Below are 22,954 nucleotides of genomic sequence, written 5' to 3'. Positions count from 1 at the left end.
GTTAGAATGAACCTCTAAGGCCAATAGCAAAGCTACGACCTGGGAGTGGTGTGATGTCACGTAAGAAGGAGGTATGAACCAGCGCCAGCTCATCGGTCAGGTTCTGCGCTTTCAGATACGCCACCAGATCCTGCGAACCTAAGTTAAAGCGATAGCTCACACTGGCATCAACCAGGGTGTACCCCGCAGAAGCCTGCTCGAATTCAGCGATTTTATCCTGCCGGAAGTAACGGCTGATACTGAGATCAGCATCAAAATGATTACCCTGATACGCTAGCTCGGTCATCAAACGCATTGGTGGTGTGCGTGGTAACTCACCACCAGCGCGCAGCCGGGCCCGAATATAGTCGCCCTGAATGGTCAGCCGATACGGTGCGCTGATTTGCCAGATAAACTGAGCTTCAAAGCCGTGCAAATCAACGTCTTCGTTAACGTACAGATAAACCGGCAATTCACCGCCATGGTCGTGGCCACCATGATCATGATCGCCATGGTCATGACCATCATGCTCATCCTCGTGCTGGTGGCTATATTCGGCAAATAAGCCGGTGTTACGTTGATAGAAGTAATTATCAACCCGGTTGTAGAAGGCATTTAGTACTAAACCAAAATCACCACCAAACTTGCGGAACGTCAGGTCCAGATTGCGTGATTTTTCTAACTCAAAGCCGTCCCGGTTTAACTCAAAGCCATCCCGATCGGCATTGAGACGGAATAACGAGCCGATTTCATAACTGCGAGTCCCCAGGTGAGGACCAAAGGAGAACAACTCAGCCGCACTCGGCGCCCGCTCAGCCTGGGATAAGGATAAACCAAGGTTATATCCCTCAGCAAAGTCCCAGACCACACCGGCAGATAAACTGACTGGCGTGTATTTATTCTCGACACCAAACACACGGATGATCTCAACACCGCCATGATCATGGTCATGATCGTGGTCGTGATGGTCATCGTCATGGCCATGAATGTCCAGTTCCGGCAGCAGCACCCGGTCAGCGCTAATCTTTACCCGTTCAGCGCGGGCGCCCAGCTGCAACAATACCGGGCCAAAATGACGCTCAGCCATCCAACCCAAGGCCAACATGGTAGATTCAGATGGTGGCGTAAAGGCCTCGCTGCCAACCGCCTCGAAATCGCTGAATTTATAGTGCAGACTCAGGCCGCCTTTCCAGTCGTATACCGGCTGGTGGAATAACTCGAAACGGGCTTCGTGACTCTTGTTGCGGAACACCGTACTGACAAAACCGTCTTCAATCTCAGCATGCTGATAATCGGTATAGGCCAGACGACTATTCAGCTGACGTAGCCAGGGATTGTCAAAAAACAGCTCGCTTTGTAGCTGCAGCCGATCCTGCTTTTTATCGGCATAGACCAGCTCTTCGTCATGCTCAGCGTGATCTTCTTCGCCACCATGGCTATGACCAGGGATACCATATTCCCGCTCTAAACGACCGTATGACAGCCCGACAAAGCCATTATCTAACAAGCGACTGCCACCAACGGTAAAGCCTTTGCTGGTGCTGAAGGTGTTCGCAATGCGACGACCGTGCTCATCATGCTCATCAGCATGGTCGTGATCATGATCGTGCTCGTCCTGGCGGTGCATCCAATCGTGCGGTGCCTTGTAATTAATGCTGTCGCGCCAGAAACCATCCAGATAAACCGCATAATCCTGATTGCCATTAACCAGTGAGCCGGCAACCAGCTTCGCTGAGTCGACGCTTTGTAGCTCGGTGAGCCACTCAGCACGCGGCGTGCTATCTGTCGGGATCCGATCATCGACCACATTGACTACACCGCCGATGGCGCCACTGCCATAGAACAAGGTCGCCGGGCCGCGCAATACTTCAATTTGGGTTGCGGTACTGGTTTCTGTCGCCACACTGTGGTCCGGGCCGATACGTGAGGCATCACCGGCATCGAGACCATTTTGCATAATCAGTACCCGCGGGCCATCCAGGCCACGGATAATCGGGCTGCTGGTAACACCGCCATGGAAATTCGAATGCACACCAACTTCTTTACTCAGCGTATCGCCCAGCGAGGTAGTTTGTTGCATCTTTAACCGATCACCTGCTAACACGCTGACTGGCAGGGCGGATTCTGTTACTGAGGCATGTAACGGGCTGGCCGTGACATCAATAATTTCAAAGCTGCTTGGCGTCAGCTGCAGTTCCACATCGGTTAACCCAGCTGCCGGAACAGATAATTTCACGTTGCTGTGACCAAAACGACGGGCCGCCAGATGCAACTCTACTTCCCGCACTGGTACATTGCGCAATGTAAAGCGACCAAATTCGTCAGTGCGTGTTTTGGCCGCGGCGCCAATAACATCAACTTCAGCATTGGCAACGGGCTGCCCTTTAGGATCTTTCACTACACCGCTAATGGTATTGGCTTGTGCTGTGGCGCTATGCAAGGCCGCTGCTATGGTTAGGGCTATCGCACTCTGCTTGATCATTGGTCCTTAACTCCAGGATTGGCTCAAAATGTTATATCGTAACAATATACAACTTTTGTGATGATATAACAATGCAGGGGTTTAATGATGTGCGTTTAACAGATGTAAAACCTCGATAAACACCATACCGACTGCTACACAGGAGATTTGCAAACCCAAGACTCTGATATTTACCGGCCGCTGCAATCTGGGCAATAAATCGAATAATGCAATGTAAATAAAGCCCCCGGCCGTAATAGCCAACAAGGTTGCTACCGGCAAAGTTAGGATCTGGCCCAAACTCAACACCAAAGCGGCACCGATAAAAACAGTGCTCGCCGCCAGCAAATTCAAGCCAACTGCCTTTTTCAAACTCGCGCCCGCCGCCACCAAAATGGCGGTATCACTGATTTCCTGGGGCAATTCATGCAGCAGAATCGCCAGCGTCGTCGCCCAACCCAAGGCCGGATCTAACAGAAAGCTGGTCGCAATCAGGGCGCCGTCAATCAGATTATGCAGAGCATCAACACTCAGGCTTACCCAGCCAAAACTGGCCATGGCTGGCGGATAAGCGCGGTGAAAAACGCGATGCTGCCAGTTGAGTCCCCGCTCGAAAAGAAAGAATACGCCCAGCCCTACGACCAGCCAGCTTAGAACGGGCCAGACCGTCGCCGAACTGGCAAGGGCTTCGGGTAATAAGTGAAAAAGCGCATCAGCAAGCAATACGCCGATGGCCACCGCTAACAACCAAGGGATAACGCTGTGCAGCAGGCTACCGAACAACCGCAGCAACAAGCCACCACTTAGCGATACCAAACAAACCAGGAAACAGGCAAAGACGATCTGCAGCATAAGACACCAAATTGTGATAATATAACATTTCACTTGCTAGTGTAGCCGATGCTGCTGCCTGACACAAATTATTAATGATAACTATTTGCATTTACAAAAAGCCGCGCTATACTCTCTGCAACGGATTAAGAGCCGGTCATGGATGGCATCTCTCTGGTCTTTGTGGCTCGTCCTGCATTGTTCGGGCAAGCTTGCTTGCCCTTTTTTTGGAGGAAAATTAATTATGCCATTGCTGGCAGCCGGATCCCTGAAGAAAGCGCTTGGTATCCTGGCCGAATGCTGGCCATCGTTACGCAGCAACAGCTCGCCCGCCCCCTGTCAACAACAGGTGTTATTTCCACCTGCTGCCGGTTGGCAACATTTACGCATTCTCGGTTATCGCTGTCTGGCTGAACATAGCGCGGGGTACGAGTTTATGCTGAAGCTGGAATCGCCATCAGAGAGGCTTGTATTGCCAACACTGCTGGAATTACAACCTCAGAATAGCTATAGCCAGGTGGCACTCTGGTTAACCCGACTCAGACTTAGTGGCTGTCAGATAGTACAGTTTGCACGGCAACGGGTGCCGCTCTGTCAGGCTCTTTCCTGTGTTGATTTAACTCAAGCCTGTCAAATACCGGCATCAGCGCTAAATGACTGGCTGGCCAGCCAGCCCAGGCTAATAGCGGGACGTTTTCAGGTGTTAGAATCTTGGGATACGGACGACAGCCTCAACCTGCACTGTGTCACCACAGATTGCGTGTCTCGCGCCTGCTATCACTGGCTGCAGCAACAGGCGATTCGGTTTCAATTAATCTATATCCGCTGCGGATGAGATTAACTTTGCTGCGTGTGGCGACTCGCAGCAAAGCCTCTCAATGACTTATCCTTGACGTGCCTTGAAACGCGGATTGGTTTTGCAGATCACGTACAATTTGCCGCGTCGTTTTACAACCTGACAGTCTGGGTGGCGATTTTTTGCTGTTTTTAACGAAGCGAGTATCTTCATTTTGTGCCACCTTTGACGTAACGGCCAAATTTCTTATCAAAATTCGCTGAACGCCCTTCATTACTCACCTGCTTTTGCTTACCGGTATAGTAAGGGTGGGAGGCGCTGGAAATATCCAAAGTAACATAAGGATAAGTTTTGCCGTCAGTCCAGGTGTGAGTGCGGGTGGTTTTAATGGTCGAGCCAACTAAAAAGAACGTATCTACCGCCATATCATGAAATAGTACCGGACGATACTCGGGGTGTATTGCAGGTTTCATAACAATCTCCGTGTAAAGATCAATCTAATCCTGCATTTTAAATGCAAATAATTATCACTACAATAAATATATGCGATATTGTCACACTTTAGCCAAACTGACTATCCAGCAATAGCATCAGAATAAAGCCTAGTAACAAGCCCAGCGTTGCCGACAGTTCATGTCCCTGCCGGTGTGACTCCGGAATAATTTCGTGGCTAATCACAAACAACATTGCCCCGGCAGCCAGCGCCAGCCCCCAGGGTAAAAAGACGCTCGCTGTCACCAATACACTAGCTCCCAACACTGCCATAATCGGTTCTGTCAGGCCGGATAGACTCCCCACCAGTACCGCGGTTCGCCGCCGGTAGCCAACCGCCAGCAGCGCCATTGCAATGACTAAACCTTCTGGCAGATCCTGAATAGCGATACCCATGGCCAAGGCTGTGGCGCCCACCGCTTCACCACCGGCATAGGCCGCGCCGATCGCGAGTCCTTCCGGGATGTTGTGTAACATTATCGCCAGCACAAATAACCAGCTACGCTTTAGTGCCAACGCCTGCTGCCCCTCAGAGCCTTTGATAAAATGTTCGTGTGGGATCAGTCGCTCTAACAGCAGCAGCAATGCCATACCTGAAACTAAGGCCAGCGCCAGATAGTAATGGCCAAAAGCGCTACTGTATTGAGTAAACAGCGTTTGCGCAGGTAGCAATAACGAAAAGATACTGGCGGCGAGCATGACACCACCACCAAATCCCAACATCGCGGCATTACTTCTGGCCGACAGCCTTGCTGAGACTAAAGCAGGCAAAGTCCCCAATGCCGTCGCTGCCGCTGCGATCAACCCGGCATAAAAGGCGTAACGCACTGCCGGCTGTTGCTGCAGTAACAGCACGAACTGGCTTAACCCATAAGCCGTGCCAGCCAGCAGGATGGTCCAGCCGCTTAGCCGGCGCAGCACAGAACGGGCGGGAAGTACCTGTTGCATGGCTAATTACTCCGCTAACTCAAAGCGTTTTGCGACTTCTGCCCAGTTCATGACTTCAAAAAAGGCCGCCACATAATCAGGTCTTTTATTTTGGTATTTCAGGTAATAGGCATGCTCCCAAACGTCAAGGCCGAGCAGCGGAATTAGCCCTTCCATCAGCGGACTGTCCTGATTCGCGGTACTGGTCACCATTAAGCGCCCTTCTTCTGTCATCACTAGCCAGGCCCAGCCGCTGCCAAAACGACTGATAGCCGCCTGGATGAATTGCTGTTTAAAGGCGGCAAAGCTATCAAAATCACATTGAATGGCTTTGGCCAGTTCACCTTTAGGTTCTCCACCGCCATCGGGTGACATAACCTGCCAGAACAAGGCGTGGTTGGCATGCCCGCCACCATGATTTCTTACTGCAGTCTGAATCGATACCGGTAGCATGGCAATATTCAGCAACAACGCATTCAGAGTCCAGTCAGCGTACTCAGTATCGGCAAGCGCCTGATTTAAGCCGTTAACATAGCTCTGATGGTGGCGCTGATGATGAATTTGCATGGTCTGACTATCAATATAAGGCTCCAGTGCATCATAAGCATAGAGCAAAGCAGGTAGTTGGAACGGCATCTTGCACTCCTTTTTGTCGTATTGAAAATCATTATCATTTGCAAAAAGATAAAAGGCAAGCCAAACTGGTGGTTATTACCTGCCAAAGGAGGACTACAGATGTGTTGGTTAGAGGATTGGAAAAGATTGCGTTGCCGGCTCAGGCATGAACAGTGCCGGCATGCTTTGGATTGTCACCGCTGCCTGCAACACAGCTCAGCGGTACTATTCGAGATGGCGAGTACTGCTATCCATTAGAGCTGCGATTGCAGATAATTCTCTAATCCCAGAAGTTTAATCAGGCGGAGTTGCTGCTCCAGCCAATGCGCGTGATCATTTTCGGTATCGTCCAGCAGCCCCTGCAGGATATTACGCGTCACAAAATCCTGTTCCTGTTCACACAAGGCCATGCTTTGTTTCAGCAGCTTTTGCACCGCATACTCAACATTCAGATCATTCTGCAACATCTGCGGCACCGTCTGCCCGACCTGAATGGCATCGCGTTTGCTCATATCCGGCGTGCCGCCGAGAAAGATAATGCGCTCAATCAGCGCCGAAGCGTGACCTTTTTCATCGTCGAACTCGTGATCGATGCGCTCAAACAGCTTGTGCAGGCCCCAGTCGTGATACATTCTGGAGTGAATAAAATATTGATCCATTGCCGCCAGCTCATTAGCGAGCAACAAATTCAGGGCACTGATTACCTTCGGACTACCCTGCATTATTCACCTCCCAGCTGCGCTTGCAGATAATTGGCTAATCCCATCACCGTAATTTGATGCTGTTGCGTTTCCAGCCAGTCCAGATGTTCTTCTTCATACTCCAGGATTTCCGTTAACAGATCCCGGCTAACATAGTCCTGCAAACTCTCACACAGTGCTATCGCTTCCTTTAATAACGGCAATTGCTCCAGCTGAAAATCCTGATCGCATTGCAGCATCTCCGGCGTATCTTCACCAATCCTGAGCTTACCCAGCGCCTGCAAATTCGGTAACCCTTCCAGCATCAGAATACGCTCAATCAGTTCGTCGGCTTGCTTCATATCTTTGATAGATTTCTTGTAGCAAACATCATTCAGGGCTTTTAGCCCCCAGTTTTTATAGATCCTGGCGTGCAGAAAATACTGATTAATAGAGGTTAATTCGGCAGTCAGTACTTCATTCAATTTGCTGAGTACCTGTGGATGACCGTGCATAGCAGACTCCGGCTAGATTAAAAGCAGGCTTTAAGCTTAGTTCAAACCGTGCAGTTAAGCAAAATTATGTTTAATATCAGCAATATGTAATTAAGAATGCTTTGCATTTCTACTGTCAACCAGGCTCAGCACAGCCCTCCGTCCTGTAAATCTGCAACCAATCGCAAGTTGCTTCGCAGCGCTGGCATTTAACGTTATGGTAAGCATAAGATTTTCATTATCGACCTTGGACAACATTATGCGACTATCCTGCTACGCCCTGCCCCTTTTGCTGGGTTTGGGTTTAACACTAGGCCCCGCGCTACCGGCGCTGGCTAACAACAAAACCGAAGCCATCAGTATCGACGCCGATAGTGTGGTGGTTACCGAACACCGCACGCAGATTAACGGCCAAAGGATCAGCTACAAAGCTTATACCGGTACCCAGCCGGTGTGGGATGACAATGGCCATCCCACTGCTACGCTGTTTTATACCTACTATCAGCGCACTGATATTAAGGATAACAGCAAGCGCCCCTTGCTGATTTCGTTTAACGGTGGTCCGGGCTCGGCATCAGTTTGGATGCATATCGCCTACACCGGCCCCAAAGCGTTGATTATTGATAGCGAAGGCTACCCTATTCAGCCATACGGCGTAAAAACCAACCCTTACTCGGTACTCGATGTCGCCGATATCGTCTTTGTAAATCCGGTTAATACCGGTTATTCGCGTGTCCTGCCCGGGCCAGACGGTAAAATGCCATCCCGTGAACAACAACAGAAAATGTTCTTTGGCGTCAATGCTGACGTTAACTACCTTGCCGGCTGGATCAACAGCTTTGTCACCCGCTACGAGCGCTGGCCGTCGCCTAAATTTCTGATTGGTGAGAGCTATGGCACTACCCGGGTCGCCGGTTTGGCGCTGGCACTGCAAAACAATCAGTGGATGTATTTAAATGGTGTGATCCTGGTGTCGCCGACCGATATTGGCATTGAACGTCAGGGCCCGGTCAAGGCTGCCAATCGCCTGCCATACTTTGCCGCGACGGCCTGGTATCACCAAGCCCTGCCGGCCGATCTACAACAAAAAGATCTGTATGATATTCTGCCGGAAGTTGAAAACTTTACGCTGAACGAATACCTGCCAGCACTGGCCCGCGGCAATTCGCTGCCGGCACAGGACAAGCAACGTATTGCCGAGCAGGTTAGCCGTTATTCCGGTATCAGCGTGCAGAATGTGCTGCGTTCTAATCTGGATATCAGCACCAGCTACTTCTGGAAAGAGCTATTACGCGACCGTGGTCAAACCGTTGGCCGGCTGGATTCACGTTATCTGGGGATCGATAAAAATGATGTCGGTGCCAGCCCGGACTACTGGGCCGAGCTGACCTCCTGGTTACATTCTTTTACCCCGGCAATTAATCACTATCTGCGCACTGAGCTGAATTATAAAACCGATATTAAGTACAATATGTTCGGCAATGTGCACCCGTGGGACCGCAGTAACGACAATACCGGTGAAAACCTGCGCCAGGCGATGGCACAAAACCCCTATCTGCGGGTGCTGACGCAGGCAGGTTATTACGACGGCGCCACTAACTACTTTGATGCTAAGTACAATATGTGGCAGCTGGACCCGAGCGGTAAAATGAAAGATCGCCTCAGCTTCAAAGGCTACCGCAGCGGCCATATGATGTATTTACGCTATGAAGATTTAAAGAAATCAAATGATGATCTGCGCGAGTTTATCCTGCAATCATTACCCGCTGCTGGCCAGCCCGCTAAATACTAAACCGTAATTGTTACTGCCGAGTGCCGTCAGTATTTGAAACAGAAGCCCCCGCAACAGCGGGGGCTTTTTTAGGTCTGAGATCTACGGTAACTCACTTAGTCTGCCAGTTCCTGTTCGGCGCTTTGCTGTTTGGCTAACAGGGTTTGTTGCTCCATCTGCGCCGTCAGCTGCTTCACCCGGGCAGCAAAAGCGGCCTTGGATTCTGCTGGTACCGGACGCGCCAATGGGATATGCGCGGTCATCGGATTTACCGGTCTGTTATTCACATGCAGCTCATAATGTAAATGTGGTCCGGTGGAGCGCCCGGTATTGCCGGATAAGGCAATACGCTGTCCCCGCGTCACTCGTTGCCCACGCTGAACCAAAAAGCGGCTTAAGTGCAGGTAGCGGGTTTTATAGTTACCAAAATGCTGGATCTCAATGTACTTACCAGCAAACGGATGGTTTTCAATCCGGGTCACTACCCCGTCGGCCGGTGCAATAATCGGCGTCCCGATCGGTAACGGAAAATCGGTACCATTGTGCGGCGACACCCGTTGCGTAATAGGGTGCAGACGGCGTGGATTAAAGTGTGAGCTAACCCGGACCTGGCTAGCCAGAGGTAAGCGCGAAAAAGCCCGCTCCAGACTATCGCCATTGGCATCATAGTACTGGCCGTCGTCATGCATAAAGGCGGTTAACGTCTGACGCCGGTTTAGAATACGGATGCCTTCAATCCGGCTTAAGCCCGTACTTTCTTCACCAACAAAGTTTTCACTGCGCAATACCTGAAACTGGGCTCCGGCTTGCAAGTCGCGGGCGAAATTAATCCGCTCTTTAAATAATTGATTAATATTGTAAATATCAGCATCATTCAAACCAGCTCGCTGGGCTGAAGCGTAAAAGCTGCCAAAGACTTCACCCACCAGAATCGTATTTTGCCATACTCCTTCATCCAGCAGTTCCTGATAACTGAATTCATCGGCGGCTTCACGTTTATACAGCACTTTCTTGCCGGCATGCACATACAACTCCATGCTCTGTAGCTGGCCATTTTCATCCAGCTGCAGGGTCAGACGATTACCGGGGCGCAGTACGTCTAACGCCAGCAAGGACTCGTCTGCCGCCATCACCTGCTGTACAGTTTGGTAGTTCAGGCCATAGCGGGCAAAGATCCGGCTCAGGCTATCACCGGCACGGATATTATAAACTTTGATAAAGGGATCTTCGGCGGGTGCAATATGCAACTGGCTTTGCAACCAGGCGGTAAGCTCGGCCACCGGAAATTGCTGCAGCTGCTGGGGCCCATGTTGTAGCCCCATACCCAGCATTAACGGCATAAAGCCCAGGCTACTCTGTGTTGGCTTAGGCTGCGGCCAGGCGAGCAACACGCTCAAGCCCAGCGCACAGCCCAGCATCAACCGTTGATGCAGCACGGGCACACGGTCCCGGAATTGTTGAATTAAACTGTTCGGCATGAATTAAATCGTAATCATTATTCTAATTTTAGTGTGGATGGCGCTGGCGCAACCTGCTATCAGCGGCGGCCGACTCTGGCTACCTAAGATAACCGTACCCTCAATAAGTTCATTCTATGACATAGCAACGATAATTGCACCCGCCACCTGGCGACATAGCACGACAAGCGTTTATGCCCTGTATTATATCCCAGACAAAACTTTTACCAGAATGCGGCGAAAAATCATACAACTTTTTTAACTTCGACTTCACCGCATATCAGATGAACGGCCGCTACTTTGTTGTTATATTGATGTCAAAATTAACAGCAGGATCCCGTATGCAACTTAAACCCTTGTTATTACTCGCTACGCTGACAAGCTTTGGCCTGTCGGCCGCGCCTGTGGTGCTGAAAAATGTTCAGGGCTATGGTTTTGACCAGCAGCGGCAACTGGTGAACTTCCAGACGCTGGTATTTGATGATGAAAGCGGCCAGGTACTGGCTCGCGGCGCAGCCGGCATTGCTGCCGACTATCCAAAGGCCAGGGTGATTGATGGTCAGGGACAAACCCTGCTGCCGGGCTTAATCGATGGCCATGGCCATTTACTGGGGCTGGGTGAATATCTGAAACAAGCCGACTTGCGGGGCCTAAGCAGTGAACAGGCTGCGGCGGCTCAGGTCGCGGCGTTTGCCCGCGCGAACCCGGAACAGCAATGGGTGGTTGGCCGCGGTTGGAATCAGGTGTTATGGGATAGCAATGCTTTTCCGGCGAAAAAGACACTGGATGAACTATTACCGGATAAGCCGGTATATCTGGTGCGGATCGACGCCCATGCGGCCTGGGTCAATAGCAAAGCGCTGGCCTTGGCCGGTATCAGCAAAGACACCCTGGATCCACCAGGCGGAGAAATTATCCGAGATGCCGCCGGCGAACCGACCGGTGTGTTAATTGATAACGCCATGTACCTGGTACAGCAACAAATCCCTGCCCCCAGCACTGACGATAAAAGAGCCGCACTGCAAACAGCATTTGCCCATTTGCAGGAACTGGGGATCACTGCAGTGCATGATGCCGGTGTCAGCAGCGAACTGGTCGCGCTCTATCAGCAATTACAGCAGGAGCAGGCGCTGGGCGTCCGGGTATACCCGATGCTATCAGCCAAGGATCCGGCACTGGAGCAATGGTTGACTAACGGCATCGTTGACGACCCGACTGATTGGCTGGATATCCGCTCGGTAAAAATTTATGGCGATGGTGCCCTGGGTAGCCGCGGTGCGGCATTGTTAGCTGACTATAGCGATCAGGCCGGCCAGCGCGGCTTATTAGTTACCGAACCCGATGCCCTGACTGAGATTATGCGACTGACCATTAACGCCGGCTATCAGGCCAATGTGCACGCGATTGGCGATCGGGCTAACCGTTTGGTATTGGATCGCTTTGAATTGCTGGCCTCAGCCGAACAGCGCGCCGCTGGCCGCCATCGCATCGAACATGCGCAGATTGTCTCACCACAGGATATTCCGCGCTTTAAAGCGCTGCACATTCTGCCCTCGATGCAGGCGGTACACGCTACGTCAGATATGAATATGGCCGGCGACCGGCTTGGCGTATCCCGCTTACGTGGTGCCTATGCCTGGCGCACCTTTGTTGATCAGGGCAGTATTATTGTCGGGGGGTCAGATTTTCCGGTAGAGCTGGCAAATCCGTTTCATGGTTTACACGCCTCAGTCACCCGGCAAGATCAGCAAAATCAGCCGGTTGGTGGCTGGTTGCCAGAACAGCGCCTGACCTTAGTTGAAGCACTGCGTTCTTTTACCGTTGATGCCGCCTACGGTGCCTTTCAGGAAGACAAAATGGGCACCTTGGCACCGGGTAGCTGGGCTGATTTTATTCTGGTCGACCGCGATATTTTTGCGATACCGGCAGAACAACTGTGGCAAACCCGCGCTCAGCAAACCTGGATCCACGGTCAGCTACGTTTTAGCCGCTAACCAAAATAGCAGTAAGGTTCAGGCCCGCCTGGTGGCGGGCCTGAACTAACCTCAGTTAACTTCGTCTTCTGTTACAAAGTCCGGGCGCTGGCCGTGGCTTTGCTTATCACGTAATTTGCCAATAACCGTACTTAATTTGCGCTGTAGCTTGTCAGCCGCACCGGTAATGGCCTGCCCCACTGTCGGGGCAAACTCGGTTACCGCTACCGGCTCCAGCCCTTGCGGGCGGGCTTCCAGCAAGCAGCGCTTGTCGTTACCTTCGTGTTTGGTGCTACCGTTTTCATCACTCAGGTGTACCTCAACCCGGGTCAGGTGATCTGCAAAACGCTGTAATTTATGTTGTAGCGTATCGCGGACAAATTCGGCCAGGCGCTCATCCGCCTGAATATTGCGGTCACTGTTAATCTGAACTTGCATAGGTCACTCCTGTGGCAATAGGGACTGCAGAGTAAGACGCCGTTTTAGTCGATAGGTTGCGTCGTCTTAACGAATAATTGGCACCGCTTGGCGCTAACTTCAAGGGCTGACGCAGAAAATAAAGCGAGAAAGTCAGACATCTTTGGCAAGACTGGTTAAAATAGCGCTATACCTTACAGCCCAAATATAAGCGCATGATCAGTAATAAGTGGACCAAGCTCATTAAATCGCTGCACCTGAAAAAGCATCGTAAAGCCGAGCAACTGTTCTTCGTCGAAGGTGAGAAAGCGGTGTTGGAGCTGTTACAGTCAGACTGGCCGGTCGTCGCCTTATTTGCCACTGAAAGCTTTCTTTCCGCGCACGGTGTGCACAGTCAACGCGCTGACCTACTACAAAGCTGCAGCAGTAGCGAGCTGGAGCGGGTGGGCACCTTTAGCAGCAATGATGCCGCCTTGGCGGTGGTACGGATACCGCAACGAAGTTTTAGCCCACCGGCACCTCACGAGTGGGTGCTGGTTTTAGACAGCATTAACGATCCGGGTAATCTGGGGACCATTATTCGGATTGCCGACTGGTACGGCATCCGGCACATTCTCTGCTCCGAGGATACCGCGGATGCCTTTAATCCCAAGGTCATTGCTGCCGCCAAAGGATCATTTTTAAGGGTGCAGTTGCATTATCAGCCGTTAGTACCGCTGCTGGAACACGCCGCGCGTCCGGTATATGGCGCTTACCTGGGCGGAGAGTCGGTGCATCAGTTAGCGCTGGCTGCGCCCGGGGGGTACCTGGTGCTGGGTAATGAAGCCAATGGCATCAGCGCAGCTGTCGGTCAGCATATCAGCCGTAAAGTGACGATTCCGGCCTTTGGTCAGGCGGAATCGCTGAATGTTGGTATTGCCTGCGCTATTATTTGCGATAATCTGCGTCGCTTAAGCGGCGCCTGAACCGGGAACTGGCTATGAACTTTCCGACTATTGAAGCCTATGTGGGCAATACGCCGCTGGTCCGCTTACAACGGCTGGCGAACCATACCAACAGCACGGTACTATGCAAGCTGGAAGGCAATAACCCAGCCGGCTCAGTAAAAGATCGGCCAGCGCTGAATATGATTGTGCAGGCCGAACTGCGTGGCACTATCAAACCCGGTGATCGGATTATTGAAGCCACCAGCGGCAATACCGGTATCGCGCTGGCGATGGCAGCCGCCATTAAAGGTTACCCGATGACGCTGATTATGCCAGCGAACGCCACCGAAGAGCGCAAAGCCTCGATGCGCGCCTATGGTGCCGAGCTGATCCTGGTGAGCAAAGAGCAGGGAATGGAGGGCGCGCGTGATCTGGCGTTACAAATGCAGGCCGAGGGCAAGGGCATAGTACTGGATCAATTTAATAATCTTGATAACCCGGCGGCGCATTATGTCAGTACCGGCCCAGAGTTATGGCAACAAACGCATGGCTGCATTACGCATTTCGTTTCCAGCATGGGCACCACCGGCACCATTATGGGCACCTCCCGCTATTTAAAGCAGCAAAATCCGGCGATTCAGATTATTGGCTTGCAACCGGCAGATGGCGCCAGTATCCCCGGCATCCGCCGCTGGCCCAAAGAATACCTGCCGGGCTTTTTTGAGCCTGAGCGCGTCGATCAAGTAATCGATATCTACCAAAAAGATGCCGAAGAGATGATGCGCCGGCTGGCCCGGGAAGAAGGCATCTGTGCCGGTGTCAGTTCAGGTGGCGCTGTTTATGCGGCGATCAAACTGGCAGAGCAGCTGGATAATGCGGTGATTGTAGCGATTATCTGTGATCGCGGTGACCGTTACTTATCATCCGGTATTTATTAGCATAAAATGTTCTTAAAGCCCGCACGCTAAACTACCGGCTGGCGGTATAATAAGGGCCTTTTCGGCTAAGTGAGTGGCCCTTTTGTCATACGAATATCTGGCGCTGCTGGCAGCTGCCTGCTGGGCCTTTGGCAGTTTATTGTCGGCGCAGGCGGCAACGCATCTGGGTGCCTTTGCCTTTACCCGCTACCGAATGCTGATTGCCATGTCGCTGCTGTGGCTGCTGAGCTTCGCCACCGGCAGTTGGCAAAGTCTGCAACTGCCCCAGGTATTGTTACTCATCCTGTCAGGTGCAATTGGCATCTTTATCGGTGATACTGCGCTCTTTGCCGCGATGAACCGCTTAGGGCCACGCCGCGCTGGTGTGCTGTTCGCTACCCATGCCTTGTTTTCGGTGCTATTGGCTTATCTGTTTCTCGGTGAAACGCTGTGGGGTATGACGCTGGTTGGCAGTGGGCTGTTAGTTGGCGGCGTGATGATCGCTATTTCCTTTGGTAAAAGACGTGAAGAGCAACATCAGTGGGAGGCGTCACCCGCGGCAATGAAAAGCGGGGTGGCACTGGCGCTGTTGTCGGCACTCTGTCAGGCCGTCTCAACCCTGATGCTGAAACCGCTGATGGTAGAGGGCCTGGATGCAATAGCCGGTTCTGCCGTGCGGATGAGCACCGGCTTTGCGTTACACCTGCTGGTCTGGTTACTGGGCTGGCGTATTGCGAAAAGCTATTTACCCCTGACACCGAAAATCTTTGGCTATGTGTTTATTAACGCCAGCCTGTCGATGGTGCTGGGCATGACGTTAATTCTACAGGCGCTAAAAAGTGGTGATGCCGGTATGGTAGCGCTGTTTTCCTCTGTCAGCCCGGTGTTGATTCTACCTATGCTATGGTTGGTATACCGCCGCCGGCCAGCCTGGGGCGCCTGGGCAGGCGCCGTGCTAACCGTAGCGGGTATCGCCCTATTGATCCGTTAACTGCCGATGATGCCGCCATCATCCTTGGTAATAATTACCGTTGCCGAGCGTGGCCTGCGGGTACCGCGATCCGGCCAGGTACTGCTAAAGCTGTACGGGCCTGACCCCTCCCCCGGATGCTGAATATTGACAAACATAGTACGGCAGTCCGGCGTCATCACCACGCCGGTGATTTCACAGCCCACCGGCCCCACCAGGAAGCGTTTCATCTGATGCGTTGCCACATCAGCGACCAGCATCTGGTTGTTACCAAAGGCCCCGCCACTGAGCTGACTGCCCGACATATCGGTCTGGATCCACAGCAAGCCATTAGGGTCAAACCAAAGCCCGTCCGGCGAGGCGTGGTGATTCTCAGCTGTCAACATAAACTGATGCTGCGGCGTGTAGGTAAAGACGTCGCCACTTAGCATAAAGATATCCCAGTTAAAGCGCTGCTGTGCCTGCTCACGCCAGCGGATAATATGGCCCTGGCTATTGCTGGCTCGCGGATTGGCGGCATTGAGCTGTGAGCTATGCCGTTGATCATTGTTAGTCAGCGTAAAATATACTTCGCCGGTTTGCGGGTGCACCGCGCCCCATTCCGGCCGGTCCATTTTGGTAGCTCCTGCGATATCAGCCGCTAACCGGGTATTTAACAGCACATCAGCCTGATCACTGAACTCGACCTTGGCCGCCTCGGCCTTGGCCCGGAAGTCGGCATCTGCCAGGTCCAGCGGCAGCCATTCACCGCTGCCATCATCATTGAAGCGGGCGGCATAGAGGGTGCCGTTATCCAGCAGATGCGGACCGGCCGTTGCCGGATCATAGAGCTCTTTAGATACAAATTTATAGATATACTCAAAACGTGAGTCGTCGCCGGAATAGGCGACCAGCGGCTTGCCGGCTTCTGCTTTGGCGAAAATCACGCCTTCATGGGCAAAGCGCCCCATGGCCGTGTGCTTAACCGGTACACTGCTCGGGTTAAAGGGGTCAATCTCAACAATCCAGCCAAAGGTGTTGGGCTCATGCCGAAAATCCTGCTCCGCAGTTTCGGCAACCGCTGATGCATCAAAACGCGCCAGCAGCGGATCCTGCCTGGCCGCCGTTTCCCAATGCATAATGCTATTAAAATCTGACACGCTATAACGGCGATGCTCACGCGGCATCCGCTGATCACGGTTTACAAACAGCAGCGCCCAGTTCTCTTCGCAGGTCAGATAGGTGCCCCAGGGGGTGACACCATGCGAACAATTATTCAGTGTGCCGCGGGTGGCGGTGCCATCCGGGCTGTACTGAGTACGCACCTTGGCGTGACCGCGCACCGGGCCAGTCAGCTGCATCGGTGTCATGCCAGTGATCCGACGGTTGTACTGACTGCCGCTAACCAGTTGCCACTGACCACTATCATCCCGTTTGATATGCGCCACACTAACGCCATGTGCCGCCAACTCCTTATGCACCTCTTCCGCCTGCCGGGGTAAACCGGCACCACCAAAGGCATGCAGGATCATCGGATCGCAGTACTCATGGTTCATCACCAGCAAACCTTCACCCGAGTCCGTGCCACCATCCTTTAAATCAATCGGGAAGAAGTGCATGCCATCATGGTGCGAGCCAATTTGTTTTTCCTGATCGGCGGCGGTATTAGTGCCATCCGCTTTATAGGGCGCCGCGCCGTCCAGCAGCGGTGTGCCCCAGGGTAAAAATGGCTTAGCAGTGTAACCCGTTGGCACAGTGACACTGTCAAAACGGTTTACCGCCACAGCTTCAAAGCCCATTAAACCCTGTTTGACTGCTGAACTGACGGCGCTAACCTTAGTAGCGCAACCTACCAGGCTAGTACCAATAAAACTGCCGACCGCCAGTGCCATGGCACCGCGCAAAAACTGGCGCCGATCTAACCGCTGCGCGACGACCTGCTGAAAACTGGGGTTATCAGAAAAATTTGCCTGTGGCTCAACGCCAGAAATGTCGTAGTGTACTTGCTGGGATTTAGTCATTCACGTTCGCCATAATTATCATTCGGGAAAATAGTCTTAATATGCCAGCAGTTGATTGCAAATTTGTGACGACCAAGGCTATGCTCGGGCTATTTCGCAGCACAGCGGGCTGGTCGTCGCCCAGTCTGCTTTGCTATAGTAAAAAAGAGTAAACCAGAGGAACCCAAATGATGCAATGGCAGGTGTTGACCTTCGACGAGCTGGACACGCGAACCCTGTACTCCCTTTTGCAATTGCGGGTGGATGTGTTTGTCGTCGAACAAAACTGTCCCTATCCGGAGTTAGATGAAAAGGATTTAGAGCCGCAAAGTCGCCATGTGCTGCTGAAGAAAGGCGACAAGGTGATTGCTTATGCCAGAGTACTGGCCCCCAACGTCAGCTTTGCCGGCTATCCGGGCATTGGCCGGGTTTGTGTGTCACAAACGGCACGCCGCCTGGGGCTTGGCAGGGTGTTAGTAGAGCGTACGCTGGCGGTGGCCAATGAATTGTGGCCGGCAACGGATATTTATATTTCAGCTCAGTGCTATTTGCAGCGGTTTTATGAAGATCTCGGTTTCCGTGCCGCCAGTGAGCCTTACCTGGAAGACGATATTCCGCATTTACAGATGATTAAGTACTTTCAGCAGACTGCAACAGCATAAAGTGCGACGACGGCTGCCCGCACAGACAGCCGTCGCCTTAATCCCCTTTAAAGATAGGCCCCGTAAAAGTAGGCTACTGTTAAGGTAAACCGACTTCAAAAGTCAGGGTCAGTGTCGCCCGGATCTGATCTGCCAGTTCAGTTTTTTCTGCTGATTGATAGCTGGCCTCGATCAGGTAACGACCTGCCTGCGCCGGGATAAAAGCCAGTTTACCCGCGTTATCCGTTTCCAGCGTCTGACGCCCGGCCGCATTACGGTACAACTCATCCTGCTGAGAAAGCTCGACCTTAACACCGGCAGCGGGTTTACCGTCCATTAGCAGTTGCCATTCAATCTTATCCTCTGCCACATAATCCGCCGGATGGGTAATAAAGTTCAGTTCAAAGCCATCCCCTTTCGGGTCCAGCGCAGTGCGATTCGGTGCCTTTACCGTCACCACCGCCAGGGCTTTACTCTGCCCCCGGCTGGTCGTCACCTTAGTCGCGCCAGCCGGTAGCTCTTTAGCCGCCGCCCGCTTATCCGCCATAATGCGCTTACGCTCGCCGTTCACCTCAAACATAGTGAAGTAGCGCGCCGGGCCACCATTTTCAATCAGGTAAGTGCCTTCCTGCACCAGCTGATGGTCGGCCTGGGATTTGCGTTTGCCCTGGTAACTCTGGCTAAACTTATGCCGGATGCCATCGGGAAACACCAGACTCAGATTGTCCGGCGACACCCCTTTATCGGCGACAAAGGTCATATTGGCGGCAGACACATCGACCGAAATCCAGGTATCTTCGCCAGATAATATAAAATGGCTTGGCATCACCCACAGGGTATGGGCCAGACTCGCCTGGCTAAAAAGTGCCAGCATGGCAGCAGTAAGTAAGTTCTTCATCGCTATATCCTTCTTCTGTTTAGTCACTTATTTAAGCGTCAGCGTCAGCGGCCCCAGCTCTTCAGCCGCCGCCGCATTCAGTTGTTGTGGTTGACCATTTAACTGAAAATCAATTTTTTGCAGGCTACGCCCGCCCTGCTCCCGCGAGGCTTCGACATAGAGCGTATAAGCACCAGGGGCCAGCGCCTGCCCCTGATCATCGGTGCCGTCCCAGCTTAACCGGTACTGACCGGGGGTGCGGGTGGCACCGGTCATCGCATCAACCAGCGCAGTATCACTACGGCCAATTTTGCGCCAGAAACGGCGGATATCTTTTAGCCAGTCAGGCTCCTTACGCCACAGGGCAATCAGTTTTACCGGTTGCTGCTGGGCGTCTTCCACCCAGACAGCGACATAAGGCCGGTAGTACTGCGCCGTAGCAATCTCGGGGATCGTCAGCACAATGTCGGCCTGTGCCGCCGACAGCGGCTGGCTGCCCAGGCCGAGCAGCAATGCCAGGGCAAATAGCGGTTTTCTCACAATGTTCTCCTTGTTAATGATCGGCTTTAGTGAAAGGCCAGCAGATACGCCAGCACGGCCATCACGCCGCCAAGCAAAGCCAGGGCGTTACCTAACTGCTTTTTCGATGGCATTTTCAGCAGCAGATAAAAACCAGTCAGCGCAAACAACAGGCAGGCGATAGCGGTAATGTCAATCAGGGCTTTCCACAGGGCACCGCTATCCCGCCCTTTGTGCAGGTCATTTGCCAACGCCAGATAGCCGTTAAACTGTTGCTCCAGCTCTATTTCTGCGGCAGAAAAGTCCACCAGGGCTACGGCAAAACCCGCTGGTCGTTTAAAGCTCAGCTCCAGGGTTTGTTCATCGCTGTCAAAACGGGCTTGCCAGCTGATGCCAGCGACGCCATGAGTGCGTTTCAACCAGTCCACCAGCGTTGTTGCATATTCCTGCTGCTGCGTGGTAAGTGGCCAATGCTGCAGAGGTTCAGGCAGCGGCAACTGCTGCAACTGCTGTCGCGCTCCCCATTTGCTTTGCCAGTCCGGATGGTTAAGGGTGATGCCGGTAACAGAGAAAAACAGCAGTAACAACAACACCCACATTGCACTGTAGGTGTGTAGGGCGCGCATCAGGCGCGCCATGGCTGCTGCCGGCTTCTTACGATTAGAAGCGGACATTCATCCCTACCCAGTAATTGCGACTTTTGTCCTTGTTGTTGAAATCATCAACAAAGGCGGCACTGTAACCGTTCTGGCCACTGCTATCGCGAACACAGCTGGCGGCGGTATCATTACACTCAGTAAACACAATGTTGTATGAGGTAAAGTCTTTATCCAGCAGGTTATTGATGCGGAAATTAAAACTCACCGCATCGCTGGCCTGATAAGCCGCACCCAGATGCAGCACGTTATAGCCTTTAAAGTACAGCGCTTCGTTGTTCACGGTATCCCAGGAGCGGTAGCGCCGGTCGCGGTACTCAGAGGTTAAGAACAGATTTAACATATCGCTGGCCTGCCAGCTTAATGTCAGGTTAGCCATATGTTTGGCGGTATTACCCAGCGGACGGCCTTTTAACGCACCGCTTTTCTGTTCGCTATCGGTATAGGTATAGTTTGCACGCAGCGCCAGTTGTGCCAGCAACTCGACCCGGCCCGCCAGCTCAGCGCCCTGAATAGTGACCTTGTCAATATTGACGGTCTTACTGCTGGTGGCATAACCCAGTTCGGCAAATTCACCGGTTTCAGTACAGACAATACTCGTACCCGCACCGCAAGGCTGGGATGCGAGCTTGTCATCAAAATCGTTTTTAAACACTGTGGCGTTAACGTTATGCCCGTTTGGATGACTCCAATACACCGCCAGCTCGGTCGATACACTGGTTTCCGGTTTTAAATCCGGGTTACCAAACATCGGCGAGGTGCCCTGACCGCCGAAACCGACTACGCCATCATACAACTGAGTAGTTTTAGGTGTTTTAAAGCCGGTACTGACGCCACCTTTAATGGTCCAGGCATCGCTTAGCGTATAAACACCATAGACTCTCGGACTTAACTGATTACCAAAGACTTGATGATCATCGTGCCGCAGGCCAGCAGTTAGCGAGAAAGCGCCGGTCAGATCCCAGGTATCTTCAGCAAATAGGGACCACATATTATGTTTCTGTACTGCCCCCGGAGTGCCGCTTTCAATCCCAAAAACGCCATCCTCCAGTTCACCACGGATCAGTTGCGCCCCCATAACCATGGTATGCCGTCCGGCGGCTTCAAACGGAAAGTCGACTTTCAGGTCCAGGGTATACTGATTGCTATTCATCACCCGCTTCGGTCGCGGCAGGAAGGTCGCTTCCGCCAATGCTTTACGCTGCGCTTCGGTTAAACCAGTGTAAGACCCCGTGCCATCAATCATTTGCAGCAGCAACGCCCGCTCTGCCACACTAAAAGGCAGAGTTCGACCGTTGTTATTAGTATCGACATAAGAGAGCGAGATAAAGCTGTTGAGCTGGTCCCATTTGCCTTCATGAGTCAGCGACCAGGTATCACGGGTAAACTCCTGGGTTTCACTGTAGCCGACCTGAGGGTTAGCGCGCCGCGCCCAGGTGCCGCCACTTTGTACGCAAGCCGCTTCACGACTACCGACACCGTTTTTACAGAAAAAGCCGGCCGCCCAGATGGTATTGATATTATCTACAGTACCGAGCGGGAATTCGCGCACGCCATTAGCATTAATAAAGGGCGTATTGTCATAGTCCTGCGTTGAAGACTCGATATCAAACCAAATCGTCTGCTGCGCGGTCGGCGTCCAGCTTAAACGCCCACCCAGTACCCGGTTTTCGTTATCTACGGTTTTGCCACCACCGCCAAAACCCAGCGAGCGGGTGCGAGTTTCACCATTTGGATAAACGACAGGCGCATACTCTGGCGTCGAACTTAGACGATTATAGACGCTGCCGCGTACTGCCATGCCCAATACACCGGGGATCAACGGGCCCATTACGTTAAAGTCGGTGGTAATATCATCGCCGTAAGCACTGTCGCTTTGTTTTGAACGGCTATGGGTCACAGAGCCGCTCCAGTTTTCGGTGACCTTTTTGGTAATAATATTGATCACGCCGCCCAGCGCATCGGCGCCATACAGGGTTGACGCCGGGCCGCGGATCACCTCAATCCGATCAATGGCATCCAGCGGTGGAATATGGCCAAACTGATTGCCAGCAAAAGCATTCGGATAGATATCGCCATGGTTATTCTGCCGCTTACCGTCAACCAGGGTCAGGGTATAATCCGCGCCCATACCGCGCAGGCTAATGGTACCCTGGCCGGTTTTATCGCGCGTTTCACCAATGTCGACACCTTCCAGATCTCTAACTGCATCTAACAGTGTGGTGTAGGGCCGCGCCCGCAACTCTTCCTGAGTAATCACCGAGATACTGGCCGGTGCATCCACCAGCTTCTGTTCGTAACCCGAGGCTGTTACCACGATCACCTCTATATGGCTACCGGCCGCCTCTTCCGCTTGGGTAACTGGACTACTCAGCGCACTGGCGATAGCCAGCGCCAAAGCACTTTGACGAAGCAGTGACTTATCAGCAAACAACATTAACCTAACTCCTGTAATGGCTTCCCGCCCTAAAAGATGGCGCAAATGATAACCATTATCATTATTAAGATCAATATCGATAATGAGGATTGTTGTGATTTAGGGAACTTTTTTAAGCTGGATAAACAGCAATAGTGGT

22 protein-coding genes are annotated in these 22,954 nt (G+C 52.4%); 7 read left to right on the top strand and 15 right to left on the bottom strand.

Annotation, left to right across the window (positions count from 1 at the left end; genetic code table 11):
- Nucleotide 1: 1 nt before the first annotated feature.
- Both AEST_RS01805 and AEST_RS01800 read right to left on the bottom strand, forming a co-directional pair.
- On the bottom strand, nt 2-2,461 hold the full coding sequence (locus AEST_RS01805) for a TonB-dependent receptor (RefSeq protein WP_008606644.1): 2,460 nt from the start codon (nt 2,459-2,461) through the stop codon (nt 2-4).
- A gap of 81 nt (nt 2,462-2,542) precedes the next feature.
- The gene (locus AEST_RS01800; RefSeq protein WP_008606642.1) at nt 2,543-3,292 is read right to left on the bottom strand and encodes a ZIP family metal transporter; all 750 of its coding nucleotides are present in this window, start codon (nt 3,290-3,292) and stop codon (nt 2,543-2,545) included.
- A gap of 223 nt (nt 3,293-3,515) precedes the next feature.
- Here AEST_RS01800 and AEST_RS01795 point away from each other — a divergent pair, with 223 nt between their 5' ends.
- Nucleotides 3,516-4,106, top strand: a complete 591-nt coding sequence (locus AEST_RS01795) for a hypothetical protein (RefSeq protein ID WP_008606640.1) — start codon at nt 3,516-3,518, stop codon at nt 4,104-4,106.
- Nucleotides 4,107-4,154: 48 nt separating this feature from the next.
- On the opposite strand, the gene ykgO is transcribed toward AEST_RS01795, so the two are convergent.
- From ykgO to bfr (AEST_RS01770), 6 genes are all read right to left on the bottom strand, one after another.
- Complete coding sequence (gene ykgO / locus AEST_RS16925) at nt 4,155-4,280, bottom strand: type B 50S ribosomal protein L36 (RefSeq protein ID WP_083840379.1); 126 nt, start codon at nt 4,278-4,280, stop codon at nt 4,155-4,157.
- On the bottom strand, nt 4,277-4,540 hold the full coding sequence (locus AEST_RS01790; RefSeq protein WP_039924847.1) for a type B 50S ribosomal protein L31: 264 nt from the start codon (nt 4,538-4,540) through the stop codon (nt 4,277-4,279). The genes ykgO and AEST_RS01790 overlap by 4 nt, the downstream gene beginning before the upstream one ends.
- A gap of 88 nt (nt 4,541-4,628) precedes the next feature.
- A complete protein-coding gene (locus AEST_RS01785) occupies nt 4,629-5,507 on the bottom strand; it encodes a ZIP family metal transporter (protein ID WP_008606635.1) in 879 nt (292 codons plus the stop codon).
- Nucleotides 5,508-5,513: 6 nt separating this feature from the next.
- Nucleotides 5,514-6,122 carry a superoxide dismutase gene (locus AEST_RS01780; protein WP_008606634.1) on the bottom strand — a complete coding sequence of 203 codons (609 nt, stop codon included), beginning with the start codon at nt 6,120-6,122 and terminating at the stop codon, nt 5,514-5,516.
- A 233-nt stretch (nt 6,123-6,355) separates the two neighbouring features.
- Nucleotides 6,356-6,823 (bottom strand): bacterioferritin, encoded by a 468-nt coding sequence (bfr, locus tag AEST_RS01775; RefSeq protein ID WP_008606632.1) that lies wholly within the window; start codon nt 6,821-6,823, stop codon nt 6,356-6,358.
- Entirely contained in the window at nt 6,823-7,296 is a 474-nt protein-coding gene (bfr, locus tag AEST_RS01770; RefSeq protein ID WP_008606631.1) for a bacterioferritin, read from the bottom strand. Before bfr (AEST_RS01770) ends, bfr (AEST_RS01775) begins: the two co-directional genes overlap by 1 nt.
- 238 nt (nt 7,297-7,534) lie before the next feature.
- Between bfr (AEST_RS01770) and AEST_RS01765 the strand changes: the two genes are divergently transcribed.
- Entirely contained in the window at nt 7,535-9,067 is a 1,533-nt protein-coding gene (locus tag AEST_RS01765) for a S10 family peptidase (protein WP_051030603.1), read from the top strand.
- Nucleotides 9,068-9,162: 95 nt separating this feature from the next.
- On the opposite strand, the gene AEST_RS01760 is transcribed toward AEST_RS01765, so the two are convergent.
- Complete coding sequence (locus tag AEST_RS01760; protein WP_008606627.1) at nt 9,163-10,524, bottom strand: peptidoglycan DD-metalloendopeptidase family protein; 1,362 nt, start codon at nt 10,522-10,524, stop codon at nt 9,163-9,165.
- A 320-nt stretch (nt 10,525-10,844) separates the two neighbouring features.
- On the opposite strand from AEST_RS01760, the gene AEST_RS01755 reads away from it, so the two are divergent.
- The gene (locus tag AEST_RS01755; RefSeq protein WP_008606625.1) at nt 10,845-12,497 is read left to right on the top strand and encodes an amidohydrolase; all 1,653 of its coding nucleotides are present in this window, start codon (nt 10,845-10,847) and stop codon (nt 12,495-12,497) included.
- Between the two features lie 51 nt (nt 12,498-12,548).
- On the opposite strand, the gene AEST_RS01750 is transcribed toward AEST_RS01755, so the two are convergent.
- Entirely contained in the window at nt 12,549-12,914 is a 366-nt protein-coding gene (locus tag AEST_RS01750) for an HPF/RaiA family ribosome-associated protein (RefSeq protein WP_008606624.1), read from the bottom strand.
- 194 nt (nt 12,915-13,108) lie between these two features.
- Here AEST_RS01750 and AEST_RS01745 point away from each other — a divergent pair, with 194 nt between their 5' ends.
- From AEST_RS01745 to AEST_RS01735, 3 genes are all read left to right on the top strand, one after another.
- Entirely contained in the window at nt 13,109-13,858 is a 750-nt protein-coding gene (locus AEST_RS01745; protein ID WP_008606623.1) for a TrmH family RNA methyltransferase, read from the top strand.
- 14 nt (nt 13,859-13,872) lie between these two features.
- Nucleotides 13,873-14,757 carry a cysteine synthase CysM gene (gene cysM / locus AEST_RS01740; RefSeq protein ID WP_008606622.1) on the top strand — a complete coding sequence of 295 codons (885 nt, stop codon included), beginning with the start codon at nt 13,873-13,875 and terminating at the stop codon, nt 14,755-14,757.
- Between the two features lie 73 nt (nt 14,758-14,830).
- Complete coding sequence (locus tag AEST_RS01735) at nt 14,831-15,727, top strand: DMT family transporter (RefSeq protein WP_238534532.1); 897 nt, start codon at nt 14,831-14,833, stop codon at nt 15,725-15,727.
- Here AEST_RS01735 and AEST_RS01730 read toward each other — a convergent pair.
- Nucleotides 15,724-17,706 carry a PhoX family protein gene (locus AEST_RS01730; RefSeq protein WP_008606620.1) on the bottom strand — a complete coding sequence of 661 codons (1,983 nt, stop codon included), beginning with the start codon at nt 17,704-17,706 and terminating at the stop codon, nt 15,724-15,726. The two genes, AEST_RS01735 and AEST_RS01730, sit on opposite strands and share 4 nt — an antisense overlap.
- A gap of 167 nt (nt 17,707-17,873) precedes the next feature.
- Here AEST_RS01730 and AEST_RS01725 point away from each other — a divergent pair, with 167 nt between their 5' ends.
- Entirely contained in the window at nt 17,874-18,347 is a 474-nt protein-coding gene (locus AEST_RS01725) for a GNAT family N-acetyltransferase (RefSeq protein WP_008606619.1), read from the top strand.
- A gap of 79 nt (nt 18,348-18,426) precedes the next feature.
- Here AEST_RS01725 and AEST_RS01720 read toward each other — a convergent pair whose 3' ends face one another.
- From AEST_RS01720 to AEST_RS01705, 4 genes are read right to left on the bottom strand one after another with little or no spacing between them, the layout of a single operon-like run.
- Nucleotides 18,427-19,224, bottom strand: a complete 798-nt coding sequence (locus AEST_RS01720) for a DUF4198 domain-containing protein (protein WP_008606618.1) — start codon at nt 19,222-19,224, stop codon at nt 18,427-18,429.
- Nucleotides 19,225-19,251: 27 nt separating this feature from the next.
- Nucleotides 19,252-19,743, bottom strand: a complete 492-nt coding sequence (locus tag AEST_RS01715; RefSeq protein ID WP_008606617.1) for a DUF2271 domain-containing protein — start codon at nt 19,741-19,743, stop codon at nt 19,252-19,254.
- 26 nt (nt 19,744-19,769) lie between these two features.
- Nucleotides 19,770-20,396 carry a PepSY-associated TM helix domain-containing protein gene (locus tag AEST_RS01710; RefSeq protein ID WP_008606616.1) on the bottom strand — a complete coding sequence of 209 codons (627 nt, stop codon included), beginning with the start codon at nt 20,394-20,396 and terminating at the stop codon, nt 19,770-19,772.
- Nucleotides 20,383-22,815 (bottom strand): TonB-dependent receptor domain-containing protein, encoded by a 2,433-nt coding sequence (locus AEST_RS01705; RefSeq protein ID WP_008606615.1) that lies wholly within the window; start codon nt 22,813-22,815, stop codon nt 20,383-20,385. Before AEST_RS01705 ends, AEST_RS01710 begins: the two co-directional genes overlap by 14 nt.
- Nucleotides 22,816-22,954 lie beyond the last annotated feature (139 nt).

Origin of the sequence: Alishewanella aestuarii B11, from assembly GCF_000280055.1 — a bacterium.
GTDB classification, from domain to species: domain Bacteria; phylum Pseudomonadota; class Gammaproteobacteria; order Enterobacterales; family Alteromonadaceae; genus Alishewanella; species Alishewanella aestuarii.
This window is presented reverse-complemented; position numbering and strand designations above follow the sequence as displayed.

What these genes read in the sequence shown, in the direction of transcription:
- AEST_RS01805 (WP_008606644.1), bottom strand. Translation starts at nt 2,461, where the DNA reads ATGATCAAGCAGAGTGCGATAGCCCTAACCATAGCAGCGGCCTTGCAT.
- AEST_RS01800 (WP_008606642.1), bottom strand. Translation starts at nt 3,292, where the DNA reads ATGCTGCAGATCGTCTTTGCCTGTTTCCTGGTTTGTTTGGTATCGCTA.
- AEST_RS01795 (WP_008606640.1), top strand. Translation starts at nt 3,516, where the DNA reads ATGCCATTGCTGGCAGCCGGATCCCTGAAGAAAGCGCTTGGTATCCTG.
- ykgO (WP_083840379.1), bottom strand. Translation starts at nt 4,280, where the DNA reads ATGAAGATACTCGCTTCGTTAAAAACAGCAAAAAATCGCCACCCAGAC.
- AEST_RS01790 (WP_039924847.1), bottom strand. Translation starts at nt 4,540, where the DNA reads ATGAAACCTGCAATACACCCCGAGTATCGTCCGGTACTATTTCATGAT.
- AEST_RS01785 (WP_008606635.1), bottom strand. Translation starts at nt 5,507, where the DNA reads ATGCAACAGGTACTTCCCGCCCGTTCTGTGCTGCGCCGGCTAAGCGGC.
- AEST_RS01780 (WP_008606634.1), bottom strand. Translation starts at nt 6,122, where the DNA reads ATGCCGTTCCAACTACCTGCTTTGCTCTATGCTTATGATGCACTGGAG.
- bfr (WP_008606632.1), bottom strand. Translation starts at nt 6,823, where the DNA reads ATGCAGGGTAGTCCGAAGGTAATCAGTGCCCTGAATTTGTTGCTCGCT.
- bfr (WP_008606631.1), bottom strand. Translation starts at nt 7,296, where the DNA reads ATGCACGGTCATCCACAGGTACTCAGCAAATTGAATGAAGTACTGACT.
- AEST_RS01765 (WP_051030603.1), top strand. Translation starts at nt 7,535, where the DNA reads ATGCGACTATCCTGCTACGCCCTGCCCCTTTTGCTGGGTTTGGGTTTA.
- AEST_RS01760 (WP_008606627.1), bottom strand. Translation starts at nt 10,524, where the DNA reads ATGCCGAACAGTTTAATTCAACAATTCCGGGACCGTGTGCCCGTGCTG.
- AEST_RS01755 (WP_008606625.1), top strand. Translation starts at nt 10,845, where the DNA reads ATGCAACTTAAACCCTTGTTATTACTCGCTACGCTGACAAGCTTTGGC.
- AEST_RS01750 (WP_008606624.1), bottom strand. Translation starts at nt 12,914, where the DNA reads ATGCAAGTTCAGATTAACAGTGACCGCAATATTCAGGCGGATGAGCGC.
- AEST_RS01745 (WP_008606623.1), top strand. Translation starts at nt 13,109, where the DNA reads ATGATCAGTAATAAGTGGACCAAGCTCATTAAATCGCTGCACCTGAAA.
- cysM (WP_008606622.1), top strand. Translation starts at nt 13,873, where the DNA reads ATGAACTTTCCGACTATTGAAGCCTATGTGGGCAATACGCCGCTGGTC.
- AEST_RS01730 (WP_008606620.1), bottom strand. Translation starts at nt 17,706, where the DNA reads ATGACTAAATCCCAGCAAGTACACTACGACATTTCTGGCGTTGAGCCA.
- AEST_RS01725 (WP_008606619.1), top strand. Translation starts at nt 17,874, where the DNA reads ATGATGCAATGGCAGGTGTTGACCTTCGACGAGCTGGACACGCGAACC.
- AEST_RS01720 (WP_008606618.1), bottom strand. Translation starts at nt 19,224, where the DNA reads ATGAAGAACTTACTTACTGCTGCCATGCTGGCACTTTTTAGCCAGGCG.
- AEST_RS01710 (WP_008606616.1), bottom strand. Translation starts at nt 20,396, where the DNA reads ATGTCCGCTTCTAATCGTAAGAAGCCGGCAGCAGCCATGGCGCGCCTG.
- AEST_RS01705 (WP_008606615.1), bottom strand. Translation starts at nt 22,815, where the DNA reads ATGTTGTTTGCTGATAAGTCACTGCTTCGTCAAAGTGCTTTGGCGCTG.